This is a genomic window from Pseudomonas sp. UTLPPB19802, assembly GCF_059730225.1.
Genome location: NZ_AP048545.1, coordinates 5751881 through 5769012 on the forward strand (window position 1 = coordinate 5751881; position 17132 = coordinate 5769012).

Consider the following 17132-nt stretch of genomic DNA (forward strand, 5'->3'; position numbering starts at 1 on the left):
GGAGTTGTCATGAGACCTGCACGACCTCTGGCCAAATTTCGCCTTGCCCTGCTGATTCCCCTGGCCTTCGCGGCCTTGACCAGCACCCCGACCTTTGCCCAGCCCGAAATCATCATTCGCGAGGCTCCGCCGCCCATGCGCGTGGAAACCATCCCCGTCGAGCGTCCCGGCTATGCCTGGGATCGCGGGCACTGGCGCTGGGAAGGTCGCGGCTACGTCTGGGAGCCGGGTCATTGGCAGCCGGTGCGCCGCAATGCCCGTTGGGAACCGGGCCACTGGGCACCACGCGGCCCGAACTGGGTATGGATCGAAGGCCACTGGATTCGCTGAGTACCGGTCCCCGGCTGCGCGGCGCGCAGCCGGGACTTCCGATCAATCCGAGGTTCAGCCACCGGACCGGGATTTGCCATATTGAAAGAAACTGATCCGGACGTGGAGTTGCTGGCCCGCATCGGCAACAACGAGCCGGCGGCCGTCAACGAGATGGTGTCGCGCAAGCTGCCCCGCCTGCTGGCGCTCGCCGCCCGGCTGCTCGGCGATGCCGATGAGGCCCGGGATGTGGCGCAGGAGAGTTTCCTGCGTATCTGGAAGCAGGCAGCGAACTGGCGTAGCGACGAGGCACGCTTCGACACCTGGCTGCATCGGGTCGTACTGAACCTGTGCCGTGATCACCTGCGCCGACGCAAGGAACGTCCGCTGACCGATGACGACCAGCCGCTGGAACTGCCCGACAGCACGCCAGCGCCCGACGAACAACTGGAAGCCGCCGCGCGTAGCCAACAGATGGCCGCGGCATTGGCCGCACTGCCCGAACGCCAGCGCGAGGCTATCGTGCTGCAGTATTACCAGGAGCTGTCGAACATCGAAGCCGCGGCGCTGATGAACATCAGCGTCGAGGCACTGGAGAGCCTGCTGTCGCGGGCCCGGCGCAACCTGCGCGGCTACCTTGCCGAGACGCTCGGCGATGCCGGACTAGGGAGGGAAAGACCATGACGCCCGAACGATTTGCCCAACTGGCCGAAGCCCATGGCGCGGACCTGCGGCGCTGGCCGGCCACCGAGCGGGCCGGCGCCGAAGTCCTGCTCGAACAGGGCGACGGCACCGCCCTCGCCGCCCTGGACCAGGCTAGCACGCTCGACCATCTGCTCGACGGCTATCGGCTACCTGCACCGGACCCGGCGCTGATCCGGCAGATTCGCCTGTCGGCCGCAACGAAGCGTGTTCCATCGTTCTGGCAACGTTATGCCGGCTGGTTGTCGCCGGCAGGCATTGTCGGCGTCGGCGTGGCCGGGATCGCCGCCGGCATCCTGGTGGCATCCCTGAGCCTGCCGTTGCCGATGCATTCGGCCGAAGTGCTGCCGAGCGTCTTCGACCACGGCGATGCCGACATCGTCTTTACCGTCAACGCCGAGGAAACCGAGCAATGACCCCACCCAAGTACCTCAAGCCGCTGCTGGTTGTGTCGTTGCTGCTCAATATATTCCTGGTCGGCGGCATCGCCGGCGGGCTGTATCACTGGCTGGTCAACGCCAAGCCCACCGTGGTCGCAGTCAACCAGCATGGCTTGCGCCAGGCACTGATGCAGTTGCCCGAACCGCGGCGCAAGCAACTGCGCCAGTTGCTGCGGCAGAACCAGGCCAACAGCCAGCCGCTGGTCATGGCCGGGCGTGAGGCACGCCTGGACGTGATCCGCCAGCTGGAAGCGCCGACCCTGGACCGCAATGCCCTGCTGACCGACCTGGGCCGGGCCCGTGAAGCGGACAACTCGTTGCGGGTGCTGGTCGACAACACCCTGGCGGATTTTGCCGGCAACCTGCCGCAGGATGAGCGCCAGGAATTGGGCAAGGCCTTGTACCAGCGCGGGCAGGGCAAGGCGAAAAGCACCAGAAGGGAGTGATAGTTGCGATGGAGCGGGTGCCGGGCGCACTGGCGATGCAATCAGCCACCGCACTTGAGAAAACAACCGAGCGAGTCACTCCGACTACAGGTTGTTCTCAACGCCACCCTTGTGTGAAACCTCCCGGGCAGCCACCTCTTCTGCCCGGGCGATCTCGCTGCGCACCACGTCGCAAAGGTCCTCGCAACACCGGAAATAAGCGCGCTCGGCGATCTTGACCGCCTTGAAACCCTCTTCCAGGGCTGACGGTGGCGTCTTGCTCAACGAGGCCACCGTCAGCCGCCAGGCCGCGCGGGCGCTGTCCCTGGCCGCCAGGTAAGGTGTCAAGAGTTCCGAGTCGATCATCGTCATGGGTGGCTCCTGCCGGTGGCGCTCAACTATTCGTCTGTCTGAAGTTAATGTAGTGCGGATCGGAATAATTGCCTCATTTTCAAGCATCCTGGCAATACCCGCCCCGCATCAGAGCCCCATCCTACAGGTGTTTACCCTCGTCGCCGACCTGTGCCAACGACTGGCCAGCCTTGCCATCGGTGCGTTCATCGCACTCCGGCAAGGCAAAAAAAACGGATGCCGCATCCCTTGGAGGAACGCTGGACATCCGTAAAGTCTGGCTCTGTCGCCCTGTATCAAAAACCGTCGCCGGATAGGCCTGGAGCGCACCGGCAACGCTAGGCATTACTTCAGTACTTGAACCTCCCGACCAGCGTATTGAGTTCGCTGGAAATATCCGCCAGTTGCTCGGCGTCGTTGCGGGCCGCGCGGGCCAGGTCCTCGACCTCGCGTGCATCAGTGTGAATCTGCGTGATGTGCCGGTTGATGTCCTCGGCCACCTGGTGCTGCTCTTCGGCAGCCGTGGCGATCTGGCTGTTCTGGTCGCGGATGTTGTCCACCTGATCACGGATCTTGTTGAAGCTTTCCCGTGCCTGCTGGATGCGGTCCACGCTCTGGCGGGACATGTCGACGCTGGCCTGCATCTGCCGGGTGACGTTTTCGGTACCGCGCACCAGGTTGCCCAGCAGGCCGTCGATTTCACCGGTGCTGTCGGCGGTGCGCCGCGCCAGCGCCCGTACCTCATCGGCTACCACGGCAAAGCCACGCCCCTGGTCGCCGGCACGGGCGGCCTCGATGGCCGCGTTGAGCGCCAGCAGGTTGGTCTGCTCGGCAATCGAGCGGATGGTATCGAGAATGCCGTTGATGTTGCGGCTGTCCGCCTCCAGCGCCTGCATGGCCTCGGTGGCCTGTTCGAGGTTGTTCGATAGCTGCCCGACATTGTCGGTGGCCTCGTCGATCTGTCGTTGCCCACTCTGCACATCGCGCTGGCCGGCTTCGGCCGAGGCTGCCGCTTCGGTGCAGGAACGCGCCACTTCGTTGGCGGTGGCGACCATCTCGTTGAATGCGGTACTGACCAGTTCGACCGCTTCGCGCTGGCGCAGCGCGGCATCGTTCACCGCGTGGGCAACCTGGCGGCTGCCGCCGCTGGTGTGGTGCAGCTTGCCCGAGGTCTGGCCAATGTTGCGCACCAGTTGGGCAATGGCGCCGAGGAACTCGTTGAACCAGCCGGCCAACACCGCCGTTTCGTCATTGCCACGTACGGCGAGATTGCGGGTCAGGTCGCCCTCGCCCTGGGCAATGTCCTGCAGGCCGCTGGCAACACCACGGATCGGCCGCACGATGATCCCGGCAAACCGCGCACCGACCAGGGCAAACAGCACCGCCATGGCCAGCGCAGCCCAAAGGATGATCCAGCTGAGGTGATCGGCCTTGGCCATCACTTCCTGCTTCTCGATCAGCCCGATCAGGTGCCAGCCCAGGGCCTTGGAGGTATAGACGTTGGCCATGTAGGTGACACCCTTGAGCGTCACCTCCGTCGAGCCTTCACGCAGGGCCGCCAGGGGCACGTAGTCGTTGCCCAGCTCGGCGAGCCGCTTGAACGAATGCGCCGGGTCGGCCGCATCGACCAGCACGTTGCCGTCAGCCTCGGTCAGCATCAGGTAGCCGCTGCGCCCCAGCTTGATCTTGCGCACCAGCTCCGTCAGTTGCTTGAGCGATACGTCCAGGCCGACCACGCCACGGGGGTTGCCCTGGGCATCACTGAGGGTGCGCATGGTGCAGATCAGCACCGAATCGCTGGCCGCCCAGTAGTACGCCGGCGTGCGGACAATGGTCCCCGGTGCCGCCATGGCCAGGCGGTACCAGGGTCGCGTGCGCGGATCGTAGCCGGCCAGGTCCGGCACATCCGGCCAGGCGACATACCCACCGTCGTCCGTGGCCAACGACACATAGGCGGTATTCGGATGCGCCTTGGCGAACATGTCGAAGATGTCCAGGGTGGCCTTGGCCACCGCCGGCGGCGCCACGCTGGGCGCATCGGCGGCCATGTAGCGCTTGAGCCCGGTGATCGGTGCCAGGCGCGGGTCCTGGGACAGGTATTGGACGTTCTGGGCAATGCCGTCGAAAAACTGCTGCATGCCGTTGTCGATCTGCACGATCTCGCGGGTGCTGCTGTCGACGAAGCTGTCCCGCGCCTCGTCGCGCAGATTGACCACCACCACCGCCGCGACCAGCAGCAGCGGCACACCGGCGATCCCGGCAAACACACACGTCAGTTTATCTCTTATTTTCATTGTGCTCGGTCCAGAACGTAAGGAGGGCCAGGGGCAGTCGAGGGCGGTTTATTCGAAGCGTTTTTCCCGGGAGGGCGGGTAGCCGAAATAGGCGGTGTAGCACTTGCTGAAATGGCTGGGCGACACGAAGCCACAGGCCACGGCGACCTGCACGATGGTCAGCCCCGAGTGCTGCAGCAGCCGCCGCCCTTCGGTCACCCGCAGTTCGAGGTAATAGCGCCGTGGCGTGGTGTCCAGTTGCTCCTTGAACAGCCGCTCGATCTGCCGGCGGGAACGGTTGACGTAGCTCGACAGCTGCATCAGGTCCAACGGCTCCTCGAGGTTGGCTTCCATCAGCTTGACCACTTCCCGCAGCGGCTCGGCCATCTTGATGTGCAGCTTGGGATTGACCCGCCGGTAACGCGAATCCTCGAACGCGAGGATATCGATGATGCCGTCGACCAGTGCCGTGTTGCGCATTTTCCCGATCCACTCGAGAACCATGTAGAACGCCCCGGTGGGGCTGGCAGCGGTCAGCCGGTCGCGGTCGACCATGTAGCTTTCACTGGTGACCTGGGTTTCCCTGGCCGCCTCAGCCAGGGCGGGCCGATGTTCGGGATGAATTGCACAACGGTAGCCTTCGAGCAGGTTGGCCTGGGCCAGGAACCAGGCGCCGTTCCAGAGCCCGCCGAGCGCGATCGACTTGTCGGCCGTCTTCTTCAGGAACGAGCGCAGCTCCGGCTGCTCATGCAGGGGCGTACGCAGGCCACCGCAGACCACGATCAGGTCGAAATGGTCGAGGCTGCAGCCGGCCAGGCTGGAGTCGGGGCGAATGACGATACCCAGGTCACTGACCACGTCCTGCCCATCGACCGTCATGGTTCGCGTGGCGAACAGCGCCGGTTGCAGCAGGTTTGCCGTGACCAGGGTGTCGAGGGCCTGCGTGAAGGCCGGCATCGAAAAATGCTCCAGCAGGATGAACCCGACAGCCGCCTGCCCTGGCGGCGAGACTTCATCCTTTTGTACATAGCGATAGTTCTTGACCTGGAGACCACCGCTGAAAACTCTTCTATCTACCATTTATTGCTCATATCAAGTGATCTGAAAACCATGGGCCAACGGATCTTCATCATCGACGATGATGGTGTTGTAACCGATGACCTTGGCCCAACCCGTTACGCTGGGTTGGATAGCGGTATAGGTACCGAGGGTCGCCTGGGCTTCGACCCGGCCGGTGAAAATCGTGCCGATCAGGCTCTGGTGGCGGAACTCCTGGCCCACCTGCAGCCGCCCGCGGCCGTGCAGTTGCGCCATGCGCGCGCTGGTGCCGGTGCCGCCCGGCGAGCGATCGATGGCCTGTTCGCCGTAGAACACCGCGCAGCGTCCGTCGACCTGGGCATCGTCCGGCTGGTCGCACCAGATCACGTGGTGCACCCCACGAATCCGCTCATCGAGCGGATGAACCGGTGAAATCACCGAGGCCAGTGCAGCGCGCAGCTTCTGGCTCAGTGCGATCAGCGTGGAGGCCTTGGCGCCCTCCAGGCCGGGCCAGTTCTCCTGGGGCTCGACCACCGCGTAGTAGTTGCCGCCGTAGGCGATGTCGACGGTCAGGCGCCCGACACCCTCGATCTCAACTGCCACGTCGATGGCATGCAGGTAGCTGGTGACATTGAGCATCTTCACGCTACTGACCCGGCCGTCCTCCATCCGGTATTCGACATCGACCCGCCCGGCCGGGGTTTCAAGGGCCAGCTGGCCGGGCACCCGCGGAGTCACCAGACCTTCCTGCAGGGCGCTGGTGACCAGCCCGATGGTCCCCGCGCCGCACATCGGCAGGCAGCCGCTGACCTCGATGAACAGCACCGCCACGTCACAGTCGTCACGATACGGCGGATAGAGGATCGCGCCGGACATCACGTCATGGCCGCGTGGTTCGAACATCAGCGCCTGGCGGATCCAGTCATGATGCTCGACGAACAGCGCGCGCCGTTCGGCGATGGGCAGATGCGGCAGCATCGGTGCCCCGCCCGCCACCAGTCGTACCGGGTTGCCGCAGGTGTGCGCGTCGATGCAGAAAAAGCTGTTCTTCATGGCGATCATTTCCCGTGGCGTGGCTTCTGATTACGGTCCAGGGCGCCGCGCGAAACGCGGTCGAGCAGCAGGGCGACAGCGACGATCGCCAGCCCGGCGCGCAGGCCCAGGCCCATTTCCATGCGCGTCAGCCCACGGGTCACCTCGGCGCCCAGGCCACCGGCCCCGACCAGCCCGGCCAGGACCACCATGGCCAGCGACAGCAGGATGCACTGGTTCAGGCCGACCAGCAGGGTCGGCATGGCCAGCGGGATTTCGATCTTGAACAGGATGGTCCGCGGCGAAGCGCCCATGGCATTGCCCAGTTCCAGCATGTGCTTGGGCAACTGGTTGAACGCCAGAGTGGTCAGGCGCAGCATCGGTGGAATGCCGTAGATCACCGTGGCGATGATTGCCGGCACGCGGCCCAGGCTGAAGATCATCACCGCCGGAATCAGGTAGACCCATGGCGGCACGGTCTGCATCACGTTCAGCAACGGGCTGAGCGCAGCATCGACACGCTTGATGCGCGAAGCCAGGATACCCAGCGGGAACGCGATGCTCACCGAGATCAGCACCGAGACCGACACCAGTGCGATGGTCTGCATCGACGCGGTCCACAACCCGGCGATCAGGCAGAAACCGAGCATCACCGCCGTCAGTACCGCCACCCGCAGACGTACCGCCAACAACGTGCCAATGAACACGATCGCGATCACTGCCAGCGGTGGCAACGCCAGGAAGGCGGACTCCACGGCACCGAGTACCAGCGAGATCAGGTTGCTCAGGGCGGCAAAGAAGCCGTGCATGTTGGTGTTCAACCAGTCGACCAGCGGCGCGATGTAGCGCCCTGGAGAAAACTGCAGATCGGCGAGGCTCATTCGCGATTCTCCCGGGCTTTGGGCGTGGCGCTCTGGGCCATGCGGTCGATCACCATGGTCAGGATCACGATGGCGATGGCGGCGTTGATCGAGGTGGCGATGTCGAGGGTCCGGATCGCGTTGTAGATCACTTGGCCCAGGCCACCGGAGCCGACGATACCGGCGATCACCACCATGCCGAAGGCCATCATCAGGCTCTGGTTGACCCCGGCCATGATGCTCGGCAGGGCGAATGGCAGGCGGATCTTGCTGAACATCTGCCAACGGGTCACGCCGCTGGCATTGCCCAGTTCGACGAACGCATTGGGCGTCATGCGAATACCCAGTGCCGTCAGGCGAAACGCCGGGGCGAAGGCGACGATGAAGGTGGCGATCAGCGCCGTACCCGGGCCGTAGCCGAGCAAGGCGATCGCCGGGAGCAGGTAGATGTACGGCGGCAGGGTCTGGATCAGGTCCAGCGCCGGTTCTACCACCCGGTCCAGGGCCGGCAACAGGCCCGCGACGACCCCGAGCGGGATGGCGACGAGCAGCGCCAGTGCCGTGGCGGCCACCACCAGCGCCAGGGTGCTCATGGTCTCGGCCCACAGGCCGATGAATGCACAGCAGAGCATCGCCACCAGTGTCCCGATGGCGAAACGCAACCCCGCCAGGCGCCAGCCAAGCACCGCCAGCAACAGGGCCATCACATAGAATGGTGGGAGCTGCAGCAGCCAGTACAAGCCCTGGTACACCCCCTGCAATCCGGCATTGATCCCGTCGAACAGCGACGAGGCGTTGTCTTGCAACCACTCCAGCATCGCGTCGACATGCGCATCGAACTGCTCGGGAAAACTTTCGAAGGCCATGTTCACGCCCTCTCCCGCTGTTCACCGGTGCTGGCGAACTCGTTGGCGATGCCCTGGACGCCGCGCAACAGGTCACGAATGGTGATCACCCCGATCACCACGCCGGCCTGGACCACGGCGACCGAATCGCTGTCGCCCTGGGTGGCCAGGCCAATGATGTGATCCAGGTCCGCGTCCGGCGCCACTTGCGTCAGGCGCGCCACATTGACGCCCGGATGGGCCTGCTGGTACACCGCCACCGGCGCCATGATCGAATGCGCCTTGACCAGGTGCAGGCGGGAAATGCCGGCGACGAACTCGGCCACGTAGTCGTCGGCCGGATTGAGCACGATATCCTCGGCCGTACCGACCTGGATGATCATGCCGTCCTTCATGATGGCGATGCGATCACCGATGCGGATCGCCTCTTCCAGATCGTGGGTGATGAACACCGCCGACTTGCCCAGCTCCTTGGTCAACTGGCGGAACTCGTCCTGCAGCTGGCGGCGAATCAGCGGGTCGAGCGCACTGAAGGGTTCGTCCATCAGGATCACTTCCGGGTCCGCGGTGATCGCACGGGCCAGGCCGACACGCTGCTGCATGCCGCCGGACAGTTCGTTCGGGTAACGATTGGCCCAATCGCTGAGGCTGACCTTGGCCAAGGCCTTCTCGGCAATCTTCAACCGCTCGGCCTTGGGCACACCCTGGACCTCGAGACCGAAGGCGGTGTTTTCCAGCACCGTGCGGTGCGGCAACAGCGCCACGCTCTGGAACACCATGCCGATATGCTTGGCACGCATGTCGCGCAGTTGCGCAGCGTTGAGTGAGTTGAGTTCACGCCCCTTGACCAGCACCTTGCCGGCACTGGGCGTGATGAGTTTGTTCAACAGCCGGATCAGTGTCGACTTGCCACTGCCGGACAGGCCCATGATGCAGAAGATCTCACCACGGCGCACTTCCAGATTGACGTCGGATACCCCCACGACACAACTGTAGTCATGAAGTATCTGTTTCTTCGAGAGCCCCTTTTCAATGACTGCGCGCATCGCTTCTTCGGAGCGCTCGCCAAATACTTTCCAGACAGACTGGCAACTTACCAGTACTTCATGGGCATCTGCAGTTTGCGTACTCATATCAATCCCGTCCGGCCCTTGGTAGTTCAGGCCTGTAGTGCATTCAAGTTCGGCAGTTGGCAAGTTTGAAAACCATCAGTCTTTCTTGATGTTTTCCCAACGCTTGAGCAATTCGGCATGGCTGTCGGTCCAGTTCTTGATGGCCTCGTCCATGCTCTTGCCGTCCTTGACTTCACCGTTGATGGCCTTGATGTCGGCCAACGGGACATACACACTGGCAATCACTTCACGCGCACGCGAGTTGGCCGCGCTGAAACCCTTCTGGCCAATCCAGTAGTAGCCTTGCGGTGGCGGGAAGATACCTTTCGGGTCAGCGAGGAACTTGACGTCGAACTTCTGGGTCATCCACGACGGGTCCCAGATCGCCACGGCGATCCATTCCTTGCGGTCCACGGCAGCCTTGAGCGCAGCGGTCATCGCCGCAGTACTGCCTTCGAGCAGATTGAGCTTGAGGCCATAAGCCTTGACCGCATTGGCTGCGTCACTCATCAGGCCCGAACCGGGTTCGATACCGACGATCTTGCCACCGAACTTGTCGGCATTGGCGTTCAACTCTTCCAGCGAATTGATCGTTACATAGTTGGGTACGGCGATGGCCTGGTAGAGGCCGTAGGACACCGGCGAGATCTTCTCGAGCCGGTTCTTGTTCTTGTTCCAGTAGTCGTTGGCGGCATAGTCGATCTGCGAGGCAAGGATCTGCACATCGCCCTTGCCGAGAGCGGCGTAGGCGATACCCCACTCGGAGAACTGGGTAACCTTGACGGTATAACCCTGGTCTTCAAGAACTTTCTTGGTAATACCGGTAATCGGCGTGAGGTCTTCCCAGGACAAGGTGCCCATGGTGATGGTTTTTTCTTCGGCGTGTGTCGGCAGAACAACTGCCGCCGCCAGAGCCAATGCACAAAACGCTTTTTTAAACATCTTCATGGTGGTTCCCCGAATTGGTTATTTTTTGAAACGGCAGAACAAGCACTTGCTATTGTTTTTGGACTTCGATGTTTGTTTTTTATTGTCTGTGTAGGTGTCTCGACCCTCTTTTACGGCACGTAGTCAACCGTTCCTGGCAAAAATCTCTGCCAGAAAGTCTGTGCAACGTCAGGCTTGACGTTGGTATTCAAGATATTGAAAAGGCCCTAGCCGTATTCGCCGGGCCCATGCCATCGCGCATGTACCGGCCCTGTGGAAGCGGCCGGAGAATTACGGGCGTTTCAGTCGATGGTCGGCGCGTACAACGGCGGCGCATTCATACCTTCGAACCTCAAGACGCATACTCCACCATTTAATTCAGCGGGCCCTCCACCAACGAGTCAGCCTTCAGCGCCTGCGGGGCAATGAACAGCTGCATGTTCGCTCGCGACAACTCCCAGTGTTCGAACACCAGATCCACTACCCGACTTTCATCGTGCCTGGCGATCGCCTCGATGAACTCGTCGTGATGTTCCACCGACAGATCCAGGCGTTGCTCCATGTCCTGATCACGTGGCCGGTAGAACGTGTGGCCGATCCGGGCGTGATCGATCAACAACCGCGACAGGCTTGGTTTCAGGTACGGGTTGCCAGCCATTTCACCCATGATTTCGTGGAAGCGGTTGTTCTCCAGCGACAGTGCCAGGGGGTTTCTTTCCAACGAGGCCTGGCGAAAACGCTGCTGGGTCTGTTTCAGTTCCTCAAGTTGTGCCGGTGTAAAATTCTGTACCGCCAAACGCCCGATTGCAGCGTAGACCATCGGTGCAACCAGGAAAAAATTGCGCAGCGTCGAATGGTTCATCGGGATCACCCGGGTTCCGCGGTTCTCGCGGATGTCCAGGTAGCCCTCGCCTTCCAGGCGCCGAAATACTTCTCGAACCGGGGTGCGAGAAAGCCCGTAGCGTTCACTCAAAGTGACCTCATCCAGAACCTGGTCAGGATCGAGTTCCATCGTCAGGATCTGCCGCTTCAGGTCTTCGTAAAGCCCAGTTTTGCCACTTTTCACCAGGGACCTCCGGTGTTCTGGATGCCAGTGATGGCACCGTGGTGGGAAACAGACTCCCACGCAACTCGGGCGTGGTCAATCCGTTGAATTCATCTTGTACACACTGTGAACACAAGACAAATTCACACTTTATTGTTTTGAATCAAACACTTAACCGATATTCGCAATGTGAAAAATAGTCGGTTTTGAGTATGAATCTGTCGGAAATCGATAAACAGCGCTTTTTCAAACGTGCTGGGCACCTTCCGCCGTTTTCCGGGCATCACACCCAGGTCGATCAGTTTGCCTGCGACATCCCTTGGTCTGCCAACGACATTTACACCCATTTGCCCACAAGCATGCCCAACGGCACTCGACAGCTGCGACGAGCTGCCGCATATTTATGGATACAACATGTATACATCTGGTTTCCCACGACGGTTCATGTCGTCGGCGGGTGATGTCAAATAACAATAGAGCGGTGCCCATGGTACAGATCAGTTCTCTTCCAGCCGACGATAACACCTGCGGTTGGTATCACCTCAGCCAGAAGCGCCAGGCACGCCCCGCGCACACCGGCAACTCCAAGGCACGCTGGGTGGTGGTCGGCGCCGGTTTCACCGGACTGGCGGCCGCCCGTCAATTGGCGCTGGGCCATCCGAATGACGAAGTGATCCTGGTGGAAGCGCAGGAAGTCGGCTTCGGCACCTCCGGGCGCAACGCCGGTTTCGCCATCGACCTGCCCCACGATATCGGCGCCGACGACTACATCGGCGACATCGACAACGCCAAGACCGTCCTCAAGCTGAACCTGTCCGGCCAGCGCTACCTCAAGCAACTGGTCGACACCTACGACATCGACTGCCAGATGACCTTTTGCGGCAAGTACCAGGCCGCAGTCGAGGACCGTGGCATGGCCGTTCTCGACGCCTACCGGCGCGGGCTGGAAAAACTCGGCGAACCGTGCGAGATGATCGGCGCCGAGGCCCTGCGTGAACGGGTCGGTACCGGTTTCTACCGCCAGGCGCTGTTCACCCCCGGAACCGCTCTGATCCAACCCTCGGCCCTGGTCAAGGGCCTGGCCGACACGCTGCCGGCCAACGTCAGCCTGTACGAACACACGCCGATCCTCGACGTGGAGTACAGCCCGCGCATCCTCCTCAAGCATGCCAACGGCAGCATCGAGGCCGATCGCCTGGTGCTGGCCAACAACGCCTTCGGCATGCACTTCGGTTTCCTCAAGGGCCGCATGCTGCCGATCTTCACCTACGCCAGCATCACCCGCCCGCTCACCGAAGAAGAGCAGGCCCGCCTGGGTGGCAACCCGTACTGGGGCATCATTCCGGCCGACCCGTTCGGCACCACCGTACGCCGCACCCCGGACCAGCGCCTGTTGATTCGCAACAGCTTCAGCTTCAACCCGGACGGACGCGCCAAGGAGCGCTACCTGGAACGTTTCGTCGCGCATCACCGTGCCTCCTACGACCGACGCTTCCCGATGCTGCCCAACGTGGAATTCGAATACACCTGGGGCGGCGCCCTGGCGATGACCCGCAACCACAACGGTTTCTTCGGCCAACTGGCGCCCAATGTCTATGGCGCACTGGGATGCAACGGCCTGGGCGTCACCCGTGGCACCGCCACCGGCAAGCTGCTGGGCGACTGGCTCAGCGGCCAGGACGACGAACTCACCCAGTACCTGCTCAAGGTCCCGGGACCGTCCGCCAACCCGCCGCAGCCGTTCCTGTCGATGGGCGTGAACATGAACCTGCGCTGGGGTCAGTACCGCGCCGGCGCGGAGAGCTGAGGCCCTTCTCCCGACGGCTACCTGAACCACTTGCCGTGGCATCCCCGGGTGTCGCGGCGCGGTCCGGCCTTGCCTGAAGTCCGGCTGGATACCGCGAACGATCAACACGTGGAGACAACATGAAAAACAACAATCACTCGATCGAAGACGCTCCCCTCAACCGCTTTCACCAGCGCCTGACCGTCCGCTCCGGCGGCGGCTCCTTCGTCGATGGCTACGTACTCAGTATCGTCGGCGTGGCCATGGTGCACATGGCCGCCGCGCTGGGCCTGAATGCCTTCTGGCAAGGCCTGATCGCCGCCTCGGCACTGATCGGCATCTTCTTCGGCGGTTTCGTCGGCGGCTGGCTGACCGACCGCTTCGGTCGCCAGCGCATCTTCTTCGTCGGCCCCGTCCTGTTCATCGTCTGCTCGCTGGTGCAACTCTGGGCCCAGTCCGGTGAGGAAATATTCCTCGCCCGCCTGTTGCTGGGGGTCGCCATCGGCATCGAATACCCGGTGGCCACCGCGCTGCTGGTGGAGTTCCTGCCGCGCAAGTATCGTGGTCCACGCCTGGCCACGCTGACCATCCTCTGGTTCGCCGGTGCCGCCTTCGCCTACCTGGTGGGCGAACTGCTGATCCACTTCGCCGGCCCGGATGCCTGGCGCCTGGTCCTGGCCAGTGCCGCCGTGATCGGTGCCCTGCTGTTCCTGGTGCGCCTGGGCACGCCCGAGTCGCCACGCTGGCTGCTCAAGAAAGGCCGCCCGCAGGAAGCCGAAGCAATCATCCAGCAGGTGTTCGGCCCATCGTACTCCCTGGCCAACCTGCCTGAAGAGCCGGCCGAGCGCAAAGTCTCGATCCTCAGCCTGCTGCACTCGGGCTACGGCAAGCGCATGCTGTTCGTGACCATGTTCTGGACCTGTTCGGTCATTCCGGTCTTCGCCGTCTACGCCTTCGCCCCACAGGTGCTGCGCGCCCTCAACCTGGACGGCACCCTGGCCTCGGTCGGCTCGGTGGCGATCACCCTGCTATTCGTGGTCGGCTGCATCGTCGCCACCCGCCTGATCAACAGCCTGGGTCGCCGCCGGATGCTGATCCACAGTTTCTTCTGGTCCGGCCTGGCGCTGCTCGCCCTGGGCGCCTCGCACAACGCTTCCGGGCTGGTGATCCTCGCCCTGTTCGGTGCCTACGCGCTGTTCATCGGCGGCGCCCAGGTGCTGCAACTGGTGTACCCGAACGAAATCTTCCCGACCGAAATCCGTGCCCAGGCCGTTGGCGTCGGCACCTCGATGTCACGCATCGGTGCGGCGGTCGGCACCTGGCTGGTACCGGCGGCGCTCGACAGCATGGGGATCGAACAGACCATGTATGCCGCCGCCATCGTCACCTTCGTCGGCCTGGCCTTCTCCTGGGCCCTGGCACCGGAAACCCGCTCGCTGAACCTGCAGCAGGCGGCTTCACTGAACTGACCGCTTTACTGAATTGACTGCACTGAACTGAGTAGCACCGGCGCCGCCAGCACCACGTTCGCTGGCGGCGCCACCCTGACCCTTGTTTCCCTGGAGAATAAAAGCATGAACTTCGACGGTATCTTCACCCCCGCCATCACCCCCCTGGCCGCTGACGGCTCGATCGACACCGGTGCCTTCGCCCAGGTCCTGGAATACCTGATCGAGCAGAAGGTCCACGGCATCATCATCGGTGGTTCGACCGGCGAGTACTACGCCCACAGCATCCAGGAGCGCCTGGACCTGACCCGCCTGGCCGCCGAAGTGATCAACGGCCGCAGCCCACTGGTGATCGGCACCGGCGCCATCCGCACCGAAGAATCGGTCGCCTACGCCGAAGCCGCCAAGGCGGCCAAGGCCGACGCCATCCTGGTCGGTTCGCCCCCCTACGCGCTGCCGACCCAACAGGAAATCGCCAACCACGTCCTGGCTGTCGACCGCGCCGCCGGCCTGCCGATCATGCTCTACAACTACCCAGGCCGGATGAGCGTCGACATGGGGCCCGAGTTCTTCGAGGCCGTGAGCGGCAGCCGCAACATCGTCGCGATCAAGGAAAGCTCGGGCGACATCGCCCGTATCCACCACTTCGCCGAGCGCTACCCACAAATCGCCCTGTCCTGTGGCTGGGATGACCAGGCCCTGGAATTCTTCGCCTGGGGCGCGCGCAGCTGGGTTTGCGCTGGTTCCAACTTCATCCCGGCCGAACATATCGCCCTGTATGAAGCCTGCGTGCTGGAAGGCGACTTCGCCAAGGGCCGCAAGATCATGGCCGCGATGATGCCGCTGATGGACTTCCTCGAAGGCGGCAAGTTCGTCCAGTCGATCAAGCACGGCGTCGCCCTCAACGGCCTGGTCACCGGCGGCGTGCGCGCGCCGCTGAGCGGCCTGGACGAGCAGGAGCAAACCGCCCTGCAAGAAGTCATCAAGACCCTCAAGGCCAAAGTCGCCGCAATCAAGGGAGCCTAACGAAATGGCCGACGTACTGAGCAAGGACGAATACGCGGCGATTGCCGCCAAACTGAAATTCCCGACCCAGGCCTACATCGGCGGCGAGTTCCGCAACGCCCTGGGCGGCCGGACCTTCGACACCTTCAACCCGGCCAACGGCCAGTTGCTGGCGAAGATCACCGCCTGCGACAGCACCGACGTCGACGTGGCCGTGGCCGCCGCCAAGGAAGCCTTCGACGACGGTCGCTGGCACCTGCTCTCGCCGGGTGAGCGCAAGCACGTGCTGCTGCGCTTCGCCCAGTTGCTGGAAGACAACTCTCACGAGCTGGCCGTGCTGGAAAGCCTGGACAGCGGCAAACCGGTCGGTGAATGCCAGGCGACCGACGTGCCGGAGACCATCCATACCCTGCGCTGGCACGCCGAGCTGATCGACAAGATCTACGACGCCACCGCGCCTACCGGTTCCGGCGCGCTGACCATGGTCGTGCGCGAGCCGATCGGCGTGGTCGGCCTGGTGCTGCCGTGGAACTTCCCGCTGCTGATGCTGGCCTGGAAAATCGGCCCATCCCTGGCCGCCGGCTGCTCCATCGTGGTCAAGCCCGCCAAGGAAACCACCCTGACCGCCCTGCGCGTTGCCGAACTGGCGCACCAGGCCGGTATCCCGGCTGGCGTGTTCAACGTCGTGCCTGGCGGTGGCAAGGAAGTTGGCGAGCCCCTGGGCCGTCATGACGACGTGACCATGGTCAGCTTCACCGGCTCGACCGACACCGGTCGCCTGTTCCTGCAGTACGCAGCCGAATCCAACCTCAAGCGCATCGTGCTGGAGCTGGGCGGCAAGAACCCCGCCGTGGTCATGGATGACGTCGAGGACCTGGATCGCGTGGCCCGTCATGTGGTCAACGGCGCCTTCTGGAACATGGGCGAGAACTGCTCGGCCTCCTCGCGCCTGATCGTCCACGAGGACATCAAGGACGCTCTGCTCGAGCGCATCGGCGTGCAACTGCGCGACTGGGCCCTGGGCGACCCGATGGACCCGGCCAACCGCCTGGGTTCGCTGGTCAGCAAGTCGCACTTCGAGAAAGTCCGCAGCTACATCGAGAAGGCCGCCGGCGACAAGCTGTCGATCATCTTCGGGGGCAAGGCGAACGACGGTTTCGTCGAGCCGACCGTGGTCGACAACGTGCCGTCCGACAACACCCTGTTCCGTGAAGAAGTGTTCGGCCCGGTCCTGAGCGTGACCTCGTTCAAAACCCTCGACCAGGCCATCGAACTGGCCAACGACACCCTCTACGGCCTGGCCGCCTCGGCCTACACCGGCAGCCTGCGCAACGCGCTGCGCCTGTCCCGTGAAATCCGGGCCGGTATCGTCACCGTCAACACCTTCGGCGAAGGCGATGCCTCGACGCCGTTCGGTGGCTACAAGCAGTCCGGTTTCGGCGGTCGCGACAAGTCGCAGTGGGCCCACGACCAGTACACCGAACTGAAGACCATCTGGATCGACGCCAACTGATCCACGCGGTACGCTTGCCCC

17 protein-coding genes and 1 pseudogene are annotated in these 17132 nt (G+C 63.1%); 8 read left to right on the forward strand and 10 right to left on the reverse strand.

Going from position 1 to position 17132, the window contains the following annotated elements; all coding sequences use genetic code 11:
• Positions 1 to 9: 9 nt before the first annotated feature.
• The 4 genes from AC6I6U_RS24825 (at position 10) to AC6I6U_RS24840 (ending at position 1897) form a co-directional block, all read left to right on the forward strand.
• Positions 10 to 330, forward strand: coding sequence for a YXWGXW repeat-containing protein (locus AC6I6U_RS24825; protein ID WP_497878647.1), 321 nt, complete (start codon positions 10 to 12; stop codon positions 328 to 330).
• A gap of 81 nt (positions 331 to 411) precedes the next feature.
• On the forward strand, positions 412 to 993 hold the full coding sequence (locus AC6I6U_RS24830) for an RNA polymerase sigma factor (RefSeq protein ID WP_497878648.1): 582 nt from the start codon (positions 412 to 414) through the stop codon (positions 991 to 993).
• Positions 990 to 1427, forward strand: a complete 438-nt coding sequence (locus AC6I6U_RS24835) for a hypothetical protein (RefSeq protein ID WP_497878649.1) — start codon at positions 990 to 992, stop codon at positions 1425 to 1427. Before AC6I6U_RS24830 ends, AC6I6U_RS24835 begins: the two co-directional genes overlap by 4 nt.
• Entirely contained in the window at positions 1424 to 1897 is a 474-nt protein-coding gene (locus AC6I6U_RS24840) for a periplasmic heavy metal sensor (protein ID WP_497878650.1), read from the forward strand. Before AC6I6U_RS24835 ends, AC6I6U_RS24840 begins: the two co-directional genes overlap by 4 nt.
• Before the next feature lie 84 nt (positions 1898 to 1981).
• On the opposite strand, the gene AC6I6U_RS24845 is transcribed toward AC6I6U_RS24840, so the two are convergent.
• The 10 genes and pseudogenes from AC6I6U_RS24845 to AC6I6U_RS24890 form a co-directional block, all read right to left on the reverse strand.
• Positions 1982 to 2248 (reverse strand): hypothetical protein, encoded by a 267-nt coding sequence (locus AC6I6U_RS24845; protein WP_497878651.1) that lies wholly within the window; start codon positions 2246 to 2248, stop codon positions 1982 to 1984.
• Between the two features lie 329 nt (positions 2249 to 2577).
• Positions 2578 to 3282: a methyl-accepting chemotaxis protein gene (locus AC6I6U_RS24850; protein WP_497883095.1), complete on the reverse strand. Its 705-nt coding sequence runs from the start codon at positions 3280 to 3282 to the stop codon at positions 2578 to 2580.
• 156 nt (positions 3283 to 3438) lie between these two features.
• Positions 3439 to 4521 (reverse strand): annotated as a pseudogene (locus tag AC6I6U_RS24855) (cache domain-containing protein); the annotation flags it as partial.
• Between the two features lie 48 nt (positions 4522 to 4569).
• A complete protein-coding gene (locus tag AC6I6U_RS24860) occupies positions 4570 to 5580 on the reverse strand; it encodes a GlxA family transcriptional regulator (protein WP_497878652.1) in 1011 nt (336 codons plus the stop codon).
• A gap of 12 nt (positions 5581 to 5592) precedes the next feature.
• Positions 5593 to 6591: a 4-hydroxyproline epimerase gene (locus AC6I6U_RS24865; RefSeq protein ID WP_497878653.1), complete on the reverse strand. Its 999-nt coding sequence runs from the start codon at positions 6589 to 6591 to the stop codon at positions 5593 to 5595.
• Positions 6592 to 6596: 5 nt separating this feature from the next.
• The gene (locus AC6I6U_RS24870; protein WP_497878654.1) at positions 6597 to 7451 is read right to left on the reverse strand and encodes an ABC transporter permease; all 855 of its coding nucleotides are present in this window, start codon (positions 7449 to 7451) and stop codon (positions 6597 to 6599) included.
• Positions 7448 to 8296, reverse strand: a complete 849-nt coding sequence (locus AC6I6U_RS24875) for an ABC transporter permease (protein ID WP_497878655.1) — start codon at positions 8294 to 8296, stop codon at positions 7448 to 7450. The genes AC6I6U_RS24870 and AC6I6U_RS24875 overlap by 4 nt, the downstream gene beginning before the upstream one ends.
• Positions 8297 to 8298: 2 nt before the next feature.
• Positions 8299 to 9408: a quaternary amine ABC transporter ATP-binding protein gene (locus AC6I6U_RS24880; RefSeq protein WP_497878656.1), complete on the reverse strand. Its 1110-nt coding sequence runs from the start codon at positions 9406 to 9408 to the stop codon at positions 8299 to 8301.
• Between the two features lie 75 nt (positions 9409 to 9483).
• The gene (locus AC6I6U_RS24885) at positions 9484 to 10335 is read right to left on the reverse strand and encodes a glycine betaine ABC transporter substrate-binding protein (RefSeq protein WP_497878657.1); all 852 of its coding nucleotides are present in this window, start codon (positions 10333 to 10335) and stop codon (positions 9484 to 9486) included.
• Between the two features lie 352 nt (positions 10336 to 10687).
• Complete coding sequence (locus AC6I6U_RS24890; RefSeq protein ID WP_497878658.1) at positions 10688 to 11380, reverse strand: GntR family transcriptional regulator; 693 nt, start codon at positions 11378 to 11380, stop codon at positions 10688 to 10690.
• A gap of 466 nt (positions 11381 to 11846) precedes the next feature.
• Between AC6I6U_RS24890 and AC6I6U_RS24895 the strand changes: the two genes are divergently transcribed.
• The 4 genes from AC6I6U_RS24895 to AC6I6U_RS24910 all read left to right on the forward strand — a co-directional run bounded on the left by AC6I6U_RS24895 (position 11847) and on the right by AC6I6U_RS24910 (position 17111).
• Positions 11847 to 13166 (forward strand): NAD(P)/FAD-dependent oxidoreductase, encoded by a 1320-nt coding sequence (locus AC6I6U_RS24895; protein ID WP_497878659.1) that lies wholly within the window; start codon positions 11847 to 11849, stop codon positions 13164 to 13166.
• 119 nt (positions 13167 to 13285) lie between these two features.
• Positions 13286 to 14614, forward strand: coding sequence for an MFS transporter (locus AC6I6U_RS24900; RefSeq protein ID WP_497878660.1), 1329 nt, complete (start codon positions 13286 to 13288; stop codon positions 14612 to 14614).
• A 105-nt stretch (positions 14615 to 14719) separates the two neighbouring features.
• Positions 14720 to 15619 carry a dihydrodipicolinate synthase family protein gene (locus AC6I6U_RS24905; RefSeq protein ID WP_497878661.1) on the forward strand — a complete coding sequence of 300 codons (900 nt, stop codon included), beginning with the start codon at positions 14720 to 14722 and terminating at the stop codon, positions 15617 to 15619.
• A gap of 4 nt (positions 15620 to 15623) precedes the next feature.
• On the forward strand, positions 15624 to 17111 hold the full coding sequence (locus AC6I6U_RS24910) for an aldehyde dehydrogenase (RefSeq protein ID WP_497878662.1): 1488 nt from the start codon (positions 15624 to 15626) through the stop codon (positions 17109 to 17111).
• Positions 17112 to 17132 lie beyond the last annotated feature (21 nt).

Excerpts from the sequence above, each read along its gene's own strand:
- AC6I6U_RS24825 (WP_497878647.1), top strand. The coding sequence starts at position 10 with ATGAGACCTGCACGACCTCTGGCCAAATTTCGCCTTGCCCTGCTGATT.
- AC6I6U_RS24835 (WP_497878649.1), top strand. The coding sequence starts at position 990 with ATGACGCCCGAACGATTTGCCCAACTGGCCGAAGCCCATGGCGCGGAC.
- AC6I6U_RS24840 (WP_497878650.1), top strand. The coding sequence starts at position 1,424 with ATGACCCCACCCAAGTACCTCAAGCCGCTGCTGGTTGTGTCGTTGCTG.
- AC6I6U_RS24845 (WP_497878651.1), bottom strand. The coding sequence starts at position 2,248 with ATGACGATGATCGACTCGGAACTCTTGACACCTTACCTGGCGGCCAGG.
- AC6I6U_RS24850 (WP_497883095.1), bottom strand. The coding sequence starts at position 3,282 with ATGGTCGCCACCGCCAACGAAGTGGCGCGTTCCTGCACCGAAGCGGCA.
- AC6I6U_RS24860 (WP_497878652.1), bottom strand. The coding sequence starts at position 5,580 with ATGGTAGATAGAAGAGTTTTCAGCGGTGGTCTCCAGGTCAAGAACTAT.
- AC6I6U_RS24865 (WP_497878653.1), bottom strand. The coding sequence starts at position 6,591 with ATGAAGAACAGCTTTTTCTGCATCGACGCGCACACCTGCGGCAACCCG.
- AC6I6U_RS24870 (WP_497878654.1), bottom strand. The coding sequence starts at position 7,451 with ATGAGCCTCGCCGATCTGCAGTTTTCTCCAGGGCGCTACATCGCGCCG.
- AC6I6U_RS24875 (WP_497878655.1), bottom strand. The coding sequence starts at position 8,296 with ATGGCCTTCGAAAGTTTTCCCGAGCAGTTCGATGCGCATGTCGACGCG.
- AC6I6U_RS24880 (WP_497878656.1), bottom strand. The coding sequence starts at position 9,408 with ATGAGTACGCAAACTGCAGATGCCCATGAAGTACTGGTAAGTTGCCAG.
- AC6I6U_RS24885 (WP_497878657.1), bottom strand. The coding sequence starts at position 10,335 with ATGAAGATGTTTAAAAAAGCGTTTTGTGCATTGGCTCTGGCGGCGGCA.
- AC6I6U_RS24895 (WP_497878659.1), top strand. The coding sequence starts at position 11,847 with ATGGTACAGATCAGTTCTCTTCCAGCCGACGATAACACCTGCGGTTGG.
- AC6I6U_RS24900 (WP_497878660.1), top strand. The coding sequence starts at position 13,286 with ATGAAAAACAACAATCACTCGATCGAAGACGCTCCCCTCAACCGCTTT.
- AC6I6U_RS24905 (WP_497878661.1), top strand. The coding sequence starts at position 14,720 with ATGAACTTCGACGGTATCTTCACCCCCGCCATCACCCCCCTGGCCGCT.
- AC6I6U_RS24910 (WP_497878662.1), top strand. The coding sequence starts at position 15,624 with ATGGCCGACGTACTGAGCAAGGACGAATACGCGGCGATTGCCGCCAAA.